The organism is Xenorhabdus bovienii SS-2004 (assembly GCF_000027225.1).
GTDB classification, from domain to species: Bacteria; Pseudomonadota; Gammaproteobacteria; order Enterobacterales; family Enterobacteriaceae; genus Xenorhabdus; species Xenorhabdus bovienii_C.
The window spans coordinates 1,389,357-1,401,403 of sequence record NC_013892.1; the positions used below are offsets into that span (position 1 = coordinate 1,389,357).

Genomic DNA, 12,047 nt, shown 5'->3' on the forward strand with positions numbered 1-12,047 from the left:
CTGATCCATTTCAGAATATATTAAAGATGTTCCAATTTAACTGCTTTCATTATTAATTCAATAGCGAAAAAACCAAACTGAATAGGTAAGCCGGGTCCGGCCCTGTTTATTTTCATTATCATAAACGGCGAAGCCTCAATGGGTTCGACCATTGGGTCATGTATTAAATGGTTAGTTGCTGTGATATGCTTCCGGCTTTTTAAGGATGAAGTATGGCCAAAGTTGATGTCTATTGCCGTTATTGCCACAAATCAGAACAGGTCAAAGGACATGGGAAAGGAAATGGCGGACATCCTCGTTATCGCTGTTATAGCTGCTGTAAGGTCTTTCAGTTGGCGTATACCTATCAGGCCTGCAAACCCGGCGTTAAAGAACAGATTGTCGATATCGCGATGAATAAACGGGGGAATTCGTGACACCGCTCGGATCCTGAAAGTCGCCACCGCCACCGTCATGAAAACATTAAAAACCTCAGACTCCGAAACGTAACGACACTTCCCCTTGCGGAATGTGGCATCCAGATTGTCTGTGAAATCGACGAGCAATGGTCGTTTGTCGGCAATAAGAAAAACCAACGCTGGCTTTGGTATGCTTGGGAACCCCGCCTGAAGCGAATAGTGGCTCATGTTTTTGGCGATCGCAGTCGAAAAACGTTAGACAAGCTGCTTACCCTCTTATCTTCCTTTACTATTCGGTTTTACTGCACGGATGACTATGTTGTTTACGACCCACTTCCCGAGGAAGAGCACTTGACTGGAAAGGCGTTTACTCAGCGTATAGAGAGAACGAATTTAACGCATCGTACCCGAATCAAAAGGCTGAATAGAAAAACCATTGGGTATTCAAAATCGGAAGAAATGCACGATAAAGTGATAGGAACCTTTATTGAACGTGAACATTATTTTTAATACCTAATCTAATCATTTAATACATGACCCAGAAAGTGACACTGGACTCCATCCGGGCGTTGCAGGCGGCGATGGAGGGGAAGTTGGATAAATCCCAGAGCGGGGCAGACATTCCGAACAAACCGGAGTTTGTGAAAAACCTTGGTTTGGGGAATGCGCTGAAGGTGGGCGATTATGGTGTTGGCTCTAATAATTTGTCTAACAAAATTGCTGGCTATCTTTGGGATGTTGGCGGAAACCAGCCCAGCGGATTTTATGGCTACTCACCGAGCTCACACAAAGATGAGGTGTGGGGGTCATTCATAAAATTGCGTTGGAATGATGGAAACCAACAGTATCTGGTATTCCCTAACTTTGGCGGTAACGCCATGAGAATTGTTAGATTTTCTGGCGGTAATAGCTGGTCAGATTACACTGTTTGGACAACGGGCAACGCCGACTTTGACGGCAACGGTTTTCTCAAGAAGACCTCCCCCATCATCCAAATCCACCCCGATGGCACCTTTACCACTAACGACGAATCCGAAGGGGCAACTGTGACCAGACTCGGCCTTGGTCACTACAAATTATCCGGTATCCTTGGCTATAACTCAGACGGTGCATGGGGTGTTCATGGCGGTATCAGTGTTCCCCGTGACGTCAACGGCAATGAGTTAGTGTATGTCGATGATAAGGTGCTGCCGGATGGGGCTATTGAAATCAGGGTGACACACCGACAGAATGCACACATGCCTGCCCGGTTACAGAACAGGCGCATCAAGTCACAGGATGAGCAGACGCACTACACCGATGATGAGGCCTGTGATTTGCCCGCAGGGACTCGGTTAGACGTTCGTGTCCAGATGCCGGAGGATTCTATCTGGAACCAGAAGCAGGTATTGGCGCCTGATCCTCAGCAGGAGTACAGCGTCACGTCAGTCGTCAATAAATAGCCAATAGGGGAGACTAGGGGGTAGTGGGGTGGGTGCTAAAAAGCCCTCAAGGGAGGGCTGATTGGGATTAATTTGGTAGGTAACAGTAAGATTGAGGTGCAGTGATTCGCTTTCCTAATTGTTCACTAAGCTCATCTAATGAAATTGGATAATCGTACTTCTGTACGTAGCCTATCTGTATTGCGAATGCTTTATTTCTTCTTTTAAAATATTCATCAAAAAAAATTTTACTTATACCTGAGTTCTGTTTTGTTATGCGCCATAAAGATGATGGCGTATCTTCAAGAATATGTTCGATATTAAATTCACCAACAACTTTACCTACAGGCTTGGTTGCATAAATTACAACTGATTTGACAGATGAATTTTTGAATATTCCTTTCCTAAATTCATATTTCTTAGTGCCTTCTAGTATTTTTTCAACAAATTCAGGCTTTATCGATAATAATATTTTCATCTGTTTCACTTAAAGTTATTATTCTATGGAATTGTTCATCGGTTAATCTTAGTATACCCCACCGATCGTTAGGGTCAAGTCCTACATTTTCAATGAGTGAGGCTCTATTTAATCTTTTAGGTAATGCTAAGTTATAAGTAAACGTTATTATAAATGGATATTTCTTATGTATGTAGAATGCTTGCAACTGTTCTTTTGTAAATACAGAATATTTTATACAGTAATCAATGAAAGCATCTTCAGATGAGAAATTAGTAATATTTTGTACATTTTCAACAACGCAGATTGATGAAACTACTGAATTGTAATAAGCTGCCGACCTTCCATCCGATGTCCTATAAATCACTAAAATATCATAAGGTTTTAAGGATAGTACGCCTTTCATTCCGCATATGTATACTTTCCTAATACTATTTGTATGTGATATATCTTTTAATATATCTGGTGATTCCGTTATTAAGCGGGAATCAGGGAAAAGGTTAGTATGGAACTCTGGATATATAGCTAACAAAAATTTATTTTGTTTATCTGTGTTTAGAATAAATGGGTAATCTGAAAGTACATCCCCAGTTGAACATGTGTCTTTCATACATTTCAATAAAACAATTTCTTTTCCATTTTCCGTTTCTTTTATTGCGCATTCATTGAAACCATATAATTTAAATAATCTTATTAAGTAGTTGTGCTCCTCAAAAACCGTAACATAAATATCATCAACTCCATATGAGAGTGCGTTATCAAATATTTTTTTCAAGAAACGCTGACCGCGTAGCGTTCCCTTTGGATTAAACTTGAATGTTCCAATTTTTAAATGTTTTCCTAAAGATATTGGCGGGGTAACATCATCTATAATTCCATGTTCTATTTTTAAATACATAAAGCCATCAATTTTTTCATTTTCATTGAACAAAACGTAAGCTTGCTCAGAGGAACTATTTGATTTCTTGTAAAACCATGCAACAAATCCATGTTTATAATCAGATTTTAAAGATGAAAAAAATCATCATTAATATTAATTTCACTGAAAGGTAAATATTTTAAATTATCCATAATTCCTCTCTACCATTTAAAAGAAAATACCATTAAAGCACCACTATAATGCCATGATACTAAATCACCTCCGCTAATATGTTGATCAGAAAATGCCTAATTTGTGAGATTATGGACATAATTAATTCTCTTAGAGATCAACTATACGCAATTAACTTGAAGATGCGGGTTTTAAAATCTGGAAGTTATCAGTCAACCGAGTGGTGAGTTCTTTCGCTTTTTCTGGCAATGTGACATGAAAAAAGTGGCGCAGCGTTTCACGGAATGTTTTGGTATCCGGAAAATAGACATTGTTTCGTACCTGCTCATTCACATACTTCCATAATCGCTCAATCGGGTTGAGATTAGGGCTGTAAGGCGGCAGGTAGTGCAACTCAATATTCAAAACCTCGGCAAAAAATTGGACGACTCCGGAACGGTGATAACCCGCACCATCCAGAATAATGTGGATTTTTTGCGAAAGTGGATAGGTTTCCCGGATTGAGCCGAAAAAAAGGACGACATTTTTCGCGTTAATCGTCGGATATTCACGAACAATAGTCTCTTCAATCCGTTGTAAATTAAGGGCACCCATGATGTTGAGTCGAGTACGACTGCCTGTGGTTTCAACCACTTTGACGTGCTTCCGCCCGCTCTTCATCCAGCCATAACTTAATTTTGTGGACAGGGTCGGGTGAACCGCATCAATAAATAAAATAGGCGCATTCTGGCCACATTCTTCTTTCAGCGCGTTGTAGGTTTCAATAAACTGTTGCTGTTTATCCGCATCAAATTTATGCGGAGCACCCATTGGCTTCTTGTAGCTGAAACCTTGACGGTGAAGCCATTTCGTCATTCCTGCGACAGTGAAAGTCACCTGCCATCGTGCCCGAACATAGGCCACAATTTGTGCGGTAGTGTGCATCAAATTTGCCATCAGATACTCAACTAATTCTGTTGTTTGTTCGGCAGACAAACGGCTTTCAGAGCCCCCATTTTCAGGGGCGAGTTTTTCCTCAGAGAAGTAATCTTTCAGATGGCGGCTCACCGTACTTTCATGGATCCGCAAAGCCTGAGCAATCATCTGGGCAGTCCAGCCTTCTGAGGCCAAAAGCACGGCCTTGATGCGGTCACGTACTCGTCCATCGCGAGTCGTATCATGCATCAATTCGAGGGCGTCTTTTTGGGCATCTGTTAGATTAATTTTCATGGGCGCAATCATGATCTGATACAAATGAAAAATCAAGCATCTTCAATGACGACGGGTATATAGCCGCAAACCATATCAATTCAATGCTTGCACAACAGGGTTTTATTGGCCTTTGGGTTTGAAGGCAGAGGCTTGCATTTAGGGCTTTTAGTACGCCCCTATGGGGTGAAATTAATGCCGCCTTCTATGAAAGCAGATTTTTACTAAAGTTAATGAATAAGTCTTTTAAATTTAAAAAATACTATTGACAAAATAATGAGTTATTATGTATGTTTATTTTGCCCAAAAAACATACTAAGGAAAAACAGAGTGGCCAATATTATTTACATGACTATAAATGGTAAAAAGCAAGGTCTTATATCTGCCGGATGCTCAACTTATGATTCCATAGGAAATAAATATCAAGAAGAGCACAAAGATAAAATACTTATTTATGCTGTAGACCATGATATAAGTAGAGAGCAAAATGTAAATCACCAGCCTATTGTAATAACAAAACCAATTGATAAATCATCTCCACTATTAGGAGTTGCAATATCAAGCAATGAGAGTTTAAATTGTGAAATTGATATATATAGAAACAGTTCATCAGGTGGGCTAGAAAAATTTTATTCAATGAAGTTAACAAACGCAACCATAAAAAACATATCTATACATTACCCTAACTCGCTAAATCACAATGATATGCAACCATATGAATGTATAACAATTTCATATGATAGCATAACTTGGACACACCATACTGCTGGAACATCTGGTTACAGCATAAGAGAAGATAATGTATTTTAACTTATCTCAACTAAAAACAAAATGGTACGTTCGGTATCATTTTGTTTTATACTTATTCGTACATTATCTTTTCGCCAACTATCTTCATTCCAATATTTATCAAAATATTTTTTAAATCCCATATTCTCAACATATTCTATTAGCTCCTTTTTACGAATCAAGTTTACATTTGAAAAAACAATTTCATTAGTCATTATTTGTGAGCCATCAGGAGAGTCATAGTATATGATGTAATCATTTGAAACTAATGGTATATTTTTAATTTCATCAAAGGTAAATGTATGATAGTAAATGAAGTTTCTTTTTGTATATGACAAATTTACATTTGCTAATGAAGCAATAAAAAAAAGAACACCCACAATTAAAACAGATATAACGATACATATACGTATAAAATTACTCAACCGAAATCCCAGCATATTCTTTACCTACATTAATCCAGCTTGCATCTTCAATAAGCATTACATCTTGACTAGTTTTTATGTCACTTATAGGTATTATAGTGTTTAAAAAACTAGGTAGTGAAGCATGATAAGGTCTTGCATTGTTTGGGTATTTTTCAGGATCAGGAAATAAGAGCGGTTTAAAAGTTTTATTTTTATATTTTCCTATAGGCCCATAGTAATCCCACCGTTTAAATGCCTCATCCTTACTTACTACCCCTACTTGAGGCAAATAATTAATATCATTAACAGCCTGATAAAAACCAAATAAATTAGAAATTAAATCCTCACCGCTATAACCACTATCCGAAAACCAAGTAAAAGGAAAGGAATCTTGGTACGATTCAAATGAATGAGTTGTATACATCATGATAGTAAGAGCAACTCTCTTCGTATCATGCAAAGATAAACCTCTCTTAACTCTCCATCTTGTTTTTATAGATGTCCCATAGTTTCGTCCCCTCCCCATATATTGGACATATCTAACAATAAAATGCGATTCCTCAGTAGTATTATCCCCCAAATAAAGAGAAATCATTAGCTTCCTAGCATCATCACCGTTAGCATGCCCTAAGTCTAACCACCCTAATTTTTCTGTGTAAACCAATCTTTCATTTTTTATATCAGCTCTTTTTGTCATTAGAACCCCTGTGATTTATTAGGTGAGCTGTATAAAAATTTCGGCTCACGTACGGTTTCGCTCTACCTGTCAAACCATAAATTTCTGTAGAATATGATTATCCACTGTACCCGTAAAGTCTATCCATTTAGAACTGGGTGATAAGACACAGTTTTCTAAATATCATATTTTATTTCAGAACCAGCTATTTTTTCTTTAACTTTTCTGAATTATTGGGAACCTGATCAAGTTTCCCTGTCGGTGGGATTATCGGTGTATCGCTGGGCGATCTCACGGGTTAACCTAGGTAACTGGATCGCTTCCCATGCTTGAATTTAAATATGGGGGAGCGGGCTGGGCTGCCCGCTTAGGATTGAAAAAATAATCAAATGCCGTATGAAGATTAATCACCGACTGTTGTCATACGGTGGAATTAAACGCGTTTAACCAGACATACTTACGGGATTTTTTGGCTAAGTACTCCGGCTCCTAGCGTAGCGCCTCCATCGATGACGATATCCTGTAAAGTGATGTGGCTGGCAATTTGATAACCTATTCCACGCCCAGCCCCCGTGATCCAGACATTTTTACCGCTGAAATCAAGAAAAAGCGCTCATTATTTGACCTCCCGTTTATCAGTCAACAGCGTAAGCCAGTTCGATAAGGTTGGTGTTTTAACCAGCGTGATGAAATCTAGCTGATGACCCTGATTATTCCAGCGCGTTATCAACGACATGATTCGTACCGAATCGAGGCCGTAATCAAGTAAATTTTCATGATCATCAATGTCGCCACAGTCATCGTCTAATAACGGTAAAATTTCAGCACGAAGGTGTTCCCGATCCCATTTCTTCTCCCCTAGAGAAGAAAGTGACATTTCATTGAGCAATGTTGCCGTCGTCAGTACACGGCCACTACGTCCTGCGACATAACGCAGAGACATCATATGTTCTTCGCGGCTGAAATCTGCCAGTGCGTCTGCAACGAAGAAAGGTTTTATATCACGCATAAAGGCATCAGTGGCGGTTGTCATACAGCCGATATGAGCATAAATACCACAAATAATTAATTGGTCCCGTTCGCTATTTTTCAGTAACTGTTCCAAATCAGAACGTTGAAAAGCACTATAGCGCCACTTGACTAATAACGTGTCATCACTTTCGGGTGTTAATGCGTCAGTGATACTTTGCTGTTCAGGATGTTTATTCAGCCCTGCCCCCCACATATCATTAAGCAAGCCCCGGTCAGCATCGCTCTGGTGGTCGGGCTGCGCGGTATAAAAAACAGGTATGCCAAGTTTCTGACACTGTATTTTCAGGCGGGCAATATTATCGATGACTTGCGTCACTAGCTGACTATCAGGTTGCCAAAAATTGAGAAAATAATTCTGCATGTCATGGATGAGCAAAGCCGCCCGTTTGCTATCAAATGCCCAATTCACCTTATTAACAGGTAATTCCTGAACAGCAGGCAGAAGATAATCGTTTAGTTTGGGGATGCTCATTGGGTTTCTCCGACTTGAAATAGGGTGTGCTGTGTAATGGGCCACGGGTCATTAACCTGCCGGTGACACCGTGTGGCAGAGAGTTGCCTTGTTTATCCGCTATCCATACTTCATCATCTGCGCTGATTGGGCGGCCTTGGGTCGTGAAAATGGTTTGTTCATCGTCATCCAGCCGTGTGTAGTTCACCAGCCCTTCTGCCATGCCAAATACCTGCTGTAAGCGGCAGCCAAGCTCGGAAGGTATTCTTCTGGCTGATGATTCACTCAACCGTGCACCCCCCACCTGTAATTGTAATAATTCCAGACTCTTGAGCTGGTGGTAACTATACTGATGTTTGTCAGCAATAAGGGCGATATTTTCATTGGCGACTTGGCGGCTGAGTATGTCGCTCAGCGGTAAGTCAAGCCAATAACCACATTGGCGATAGTGTTGCGCTAATTTCTCAGGCCAGTGAGTGAATTCAATATTCATAAACAACGTTCCTTATCGTAAGACAATCCCAGCGCCTGTAGCATCGTGCCAAATTTCACATCTGTTTCATGCCATTCGGCACTGGGTTTCGAGTCAGCGACAATCCCTGCTCCTGCAAAGAGCCGAATATGGTTTTCAAACACTTCACCACAGCGAATCGTCACGACCCATTCGCCATTACCTCTGGCATCACACCAACCGACAATACCGCCAAAATAGTCGCGTTTGAACGGTTCCAATTCAGAAATCAGCGTCGCGGCCTGCTGTCTGGGAGCACCACACAGCGCCGGAGTTGGATGCAGCAAGCAAGCGATCGAGAGGGCATCTATCTGTTTATCGGCTAATTCACCACGAATTTCTGTCGCGAGATGCCAAAGCAAGGGGGTGCTGAGTAACGAAGGTATCTCAGGAATAGCTAATTCTGTACAACGTTCAGCTAATGCTTTTCTCATTGCGGTAATCACTAATTGATGTTCATGCTGATCTTTCGCTGAACGCAATAGCGATTGACGCAACTCATTGTCTTGCATGACGTTGCTGCCTCTGCGTGAAGAACCCGCCAGAGGCTGAGAGATAATGGTACTCCCCTGTTTACACAGTAGTAACTCCGGGCTGGCACCGATAAGGGTGCTGTTGCCAAGTGGAACATGGAAGTTATAGCTATAAGGGTTTTGTTGATTCAACCGCATAAATAACTGCGTAGCATCAGGCTGTTGGTCAAATTTGATGTTCAGCAGGCGGGAAAGGACAACTTTATCGAGCAAACCATGATGAATTGCATCAACGCCATGAGTCACCATCTGGCAGAATTCGTCTTTATCCGGCAATGAATTTATCTGCTGTAATTTGGGGCCGGAAGAAACAGATGAAAAAGATAATGCCTCACGCTCTAGCCAAGAGTAATCTTCCGGAATAAACAGAGCAGAAGGCTGGCGTTTATCAAATGGAATCGCACCCACTATAATGGGGTTTTCAATACCTTTATTTTTAGCCTGACGGAAAAGCTCAGGTATATCGCGATGTAATTGGCAGTCAGTATCTGTATTATCACCGACTGGCGTGGTTATTTTGGTAAAGCATCCGTGTGCATGTAGACTTTTATTAGATGACAGGAACACAAAATCATCACAACAAAAATCCTGCAATTGGGATATGCGGAATTCAGTTGCTAAATTAGGCACGGTTTTTTCCTATATTTTATTGACTGTTATTTTATTTTTTCTGCCTGTTACGGTTCGAATTAGAAAAACGTATTACACCTGTGTTGTATAAAAGTTATTTCTCAGGGGACATCAGTAAGGTAAAAAGCAGTCTGTGTCAGCATTGCTTTATCAATGCCCCTGAGATAAATGCATTTCCGCTTACCAGCTATACGCTACAGTGGCGAAAATGCTGCGACCGCTGCCATAGAAGCAGGCTCCGTCATTCGAGCACGAAGCGACATAACGTTTGTCGGTCAGGTTATTCACGTTCAGTTGTACACTGGCACCTTTTAGCTGAGGTGACGCTTCACCAAGATCATATTTTGCCATCAGATCGTAGAGAGTGTAGGACGGTACATTGAATTTTTCTGTAAAATCACCGGAAGTGGTACCGAGGTAACGCACGCCAGTACCCAGCGTAAGCCCTTCCAGTACGGATTGTTTGAAACTATAGCTACCCCATACAGAAGCCGCATGTTCAGGAACCGCTGGCACTCTTTTACCGACACGAGCAGGGTTTCTATCACTTTTCGTCTTGGTATCGGTATAGGTATACGACGCCATCAGATTGATTTCTGGGGTAATTTTAGAATGAATTTCGGCTTCCGCGCCTTTTGAACCAATCTTGCCAATCTGCTCGCTAATGCGGGTAACCGGATCACGGGTTGTCACGTTTTTCTGCGTGATATCAAACAGAGAAAGCGTCAGCAAGGTATCATGGTCTTTGGGCTGGAATTTAATGCCTATTTCGGTCTGTTCACCCATTGTTGGTTTGAATTCCGGTGCACCTGGTGCACCTGTATCCAGATTGGGTTCAAAAGAGGTGCTGTAGCTGATATAAGGCGAAATACCGTTATCAAAGGCATACAGTAAACCCGCTCGTCCTGTAAACGCACTGTCATTCTGTTTTTTTAATGTGTGCTTGATGAGATCTTGCTGCTTGACTTCAGTCCAGTCATAACGCCCTGAAAGAACTAAATTCCAGTTTTCCCAATTGAGTTGATCCTGTAAATAGATACCTAACTGATGAAGTTTCTTTTTATCATTTGAGTCAAGTGAGAGGTTTTTCTCATCAATGTGAATGTTCCTAGTGGGATTTGACCAGTCAAAACGATATTGGGGTTCTCTGCCCGGGTTTTTATCATTCCATGTTTTATTGTGCCTGTCTCCCCACTTGTAATCTATTCCACTGATAATGTTATGCTCAATGTTAGCCGTTGAAAACAGAGCTTTCAGTTGATTATCTATGCCAAATTCCTGCGCTTTATTGTGTTCACGCTGCGGGCGACGCCCAATGATGGAACTGGTGACATCTTTTGTATAAACAAACAGTTTAGTGCGTTCATCTGAGCTTGAGTAACGTAAGGTTTGTTGGAAGGAGAAAATATCATTAATATCGTGCTCAAGAATATAGCCGATAGAAGTCTGCTCCCGTCTGGCCTGATTAAAAGAAGGCTCACTGAGATTCATATCATAGGGCATATAGCCCACATTGGGGATAGGCGTGACAGTCCCGACTTTAGGGTAGAAGTTACGGAATCCCATTTTAGGATCGTATTGATAACTAGTCAGCAGCGTAAAGGTCGTGTCACTGTTCGGTATCCATGTCAGCGCCGGAGCAATTGCAATACGTTCCTTTTTATAGTCTTTGACGAATTGCTGTTGAGTACTGAGAATTCCATTCAAGCGATAGAAAAGGGGAATGTCGTCATGTACTGCCCCGCCAAAATCAAAGGCAAACTCACCAAGACGCTGATTACCGGCTTTCATCTGCACTTTATGTATAGGTTGTGCAGTCGGCCTTTTGCTGGTCATGCTAACCAACCCACCGGGGCTGACCTGGCCGTATAGCACGGATGCTGGCCCATGAACGAGTTCCACACGCTCCAAAAGCCAAGGATCGATCTGACCTGCCGTAGCCCCCTGGCCGTTTAAACCATAGCTCAGTCCATCAAGAAATTTGGGCGCGTAACGGAAACCACGTGTAATGACTTCATCACTACGGTTGGAAGCACCACGATAGTTAGTGACCACACCACTGGAATAATTCAGGGCATCAGCCACTGTTGTTGCGCCCTGAGCCTCTATTTGAGCACGGTTCACTACCGTAATCGCCTGAGGTGTTTTTATCAGTGGTGCAGTGCTTTTCGTACCCGCAGAACTTTCTGATTCAACGAAGCCGCTGGAGCCACCCTGTGTTGATGCGGTGACTATGATGGTGTCTTTCTCATTAGCCGTTTCAACGGCTATTGCGGAGTGAGGAGATAAAAATAATACAGAAGTTAATATTAACGGTACTTTATTATTGTGATTTTTGGTTGTTTTATTTTTTAGCGTTTTTTTCGTGGGCATTACCATAGATTTCATCTCTTAAAATAGGATTTCTTGGAAATAATTACTTTATAATCAGATTCATATGTCTCTTATTTTCCCTAAGTTTCTATAAGAGGATTCCAGTCCTATTTTCCTCTGCGACGATCTT

Annotated in this window: 10 protein-coding genes and 2 pseudogenes; 3 read left to right on the forward strand and 9 right to left on the reverse strand. The window is 41.2% G+C overall.

The window, feature by feature from the left end:
- Positions 1 to 212: 212 nt before the first annotated feature.
- Positions 213 to 908 (forward strand): annotated as a pseudogene (locus XBJ1_RS20655) (IS1 family transposase).
- 23 nt (positions 909 to 931) lie between these two features.
- Entirely contained in the window at positions 932 to 1,840 is a 909-nt protein-coding gene (locus XBJ1_RS22395) for a hypothetical protein (RefSeq protein ID WP_012987955.1), read from the forward strand.
- 67 nt (positions 1,841 to 1,907) lie between these two features.
- Here XBJ1_RS22395 and XBJ1_RS06140 read toward each other — a convergent pair whose 3' ends face one another.
- The 3 genes from XBJ1_RS06140 to XBJ1_RS06150 all read right to left on the reverse strand — a co-directional run bounded on the left by XBJ1_RS06140 (position 1,908) and on the right by XBJ1_RS06150 (position 4,536).
- Positions 1,908 to 2,297: an ASCH domain-containing protein gene (locus XBJ1_RS06140; RefSeq protein ID WP_012987956.1), complete on the reverse strand. Its 390-nt coding sequence runs from the start codon at positions 2,295 to 2,297 to the stop codon at positions 1,908 to 1,910.
- Entirely contained in the window at positions 2,269 to 3,207 is a 939-nt protein-coding gene (locus XBJ1_RS06145) for a hypothetical protein (RefSeq protein WP_012987957.1), read from the reverse strand. The genes XBJ1_RS06140 and XBJ1_RS06145 overlap by 29 nt, the downstream gene beginning before the upstream one ends.
- Positions 3,208 to 3,498: 291 nt before the next feature.
- On the reverse strand, positions 3,499 to 4,536 hold the full coding sequence (locus XBJ1_RS06150) for an IS630 family transposase (protein ID WP_041573280.1): 1,038 nt from the start codon (positions 4,534 to 4,536) through the stop codon (positions 3,499 to 3,501).
- Between the two features lie 309 nt (positions 4,537 to 4,845).
- On the opposite strand from XBJ1_RS06150, the gene XBJ1_RS06155 reads away from it, so the two are divergent.
- Entirely contained in the window at positions 4,846 to 5,325 is a 480-nt protein-coding gene (locus XBJ1_RS06155; protein ID WP_038199784.1) for an Hcp family type VI secretion system effector, read from the forward strand.
- Here XBJ1_RS06155 and XBJ1_RS06160 read toward each other — a convergent pair.
- The 6 genes and pseudogenes from XBJ1_RS06160 to XBJ1_RS06185 all read right to left on the reverse strand — a co-directional run bounded on the left by XBJ1_RS06160 (position 5,322) and on the right by XBJ1_RS06185 (position 11,923).
- Positions 5,322 to 5,729, reverse strand: coding sequence for a DUF1139 domain-containing protein (locus XBJ1_RS06160; RefSeq protein ID WP_038199788.1), 408 nt, complete (start codon positions 5,727 to 5,729; stop codon positions 5,322 to 5,324). The genes XBJ1_RS06155 and XBJ1_RS06160 overlap by 4 nt on opposite strands.
- Entirely contained in the window at positions 5,722 to 6,408 is a 687-nt protein-coding gene (locus XBJ1_RS06165; RefSeq protein ID WP_012987959.1) for a hypothetical protein, read from the reverse strand. The genes XBJ1_RS06160 and XBJ1_RS06165 overlap by 8 nt, the downstream gene beginning before the upstream one ends.
- Before the next feature lie 595 nt (positions 6,409 to 7,003).
- Positions 7,004 to 7,891, reverse strand: a complete 888-nt coding sequence (locus tag XBJ1_RS06170) for an isochorismatase family protein (protein ID WP_012987960.1) — start codon at positions 7,889 to 7,891, stop codon at positions 7,004 to 7,006.
- Positions 7,890 to 8,207 (reverse strand): annotated as a pseudogene (locus XBJ1_RS21295) (AMP-binding protein); the annotation flags it as partial. The gene XBJ1_RS06170 and the pseudogene XBJ1_RS21295, both read right to left, overlap by 2 nt.
- A 152-nt stretch (positions 8,208 to 8,359) precedes the next feature.
- Positions 8,360 to 9,544, reverse strand: coding sequence for an isochorismate synthase (locus XBJ1_RS06180; protein ID WP_012987962.1), 1,185 nt, complete (start codon positions 9,542 to 9,544; stop codon positions 8,360 to 8,362).
- 180 nt (positions 9,545 to 9,724) lie between these two features.
- Positions 9,725 to 11,923: a TonB-dependent siderophore receptor gene (locus XBJ1_RS06185; RefSeq protein ID WP_012987963.1), complete on the reverse strand. Its 2,199-nt coding sequence runs from the start codon at positions 11,921 to 11,923 to the stop codon at positions 9,725 to 9,727.
- Between the last annotated feature and the right edge of the window lie 124 nt (positions 11,924 to 12,047).